The sequence below is a fragment of the Shewanella sp. S1-49-MNA-CIBAN-0167 genome, from assembly GCF_040310145.1.
GTDB classification, from domain to species: Bacteria; Pseudomonadota; Gammaproteobacteria; order Enterobacterales; family Shewanellaceae; genus Shewanella; species Shewanella psychromarinicola.
Genome location: NZ_JBEOPO010000489.1, coordinates 1 through 237 on the forward strand (window position 1 = coordinate 1; position 237 = coordinate 237).

The window sequence follows — 237 nt, forward strand, 5'->3', positions numbered from 1 at the left end:
TCGATGAACGGCGGTAAAAATCCAATTGAAAATGGTGATTTATTGTTACTAGAACGTATTACAGCAATTAATGCTGGTTCGATTACCGGTAAAATCATGGCGATTGAAATCCAAGATGATACAGGCAATAACCAATATTTATTACGTAAAGTGAGTAAATTCACTAATGGTCAATATCAACTTAATGCCCATAATCCAGCTTACTCACCAATACTCGCCAATGACTCAATGCAGACC

At 36.3% G+C, this 237-nt stretch carries 1 protein-coding gene; it reads left to right on the top strand.

Features of this window, described 5'->3' with window-relative positions:
* On the top strand, positions 1–237 hold a 237-nt coding region (locus tag AAEZ00_RS22130; protein ID WP_351090190.1), incomplete at both ends, for a S24 family peptidase.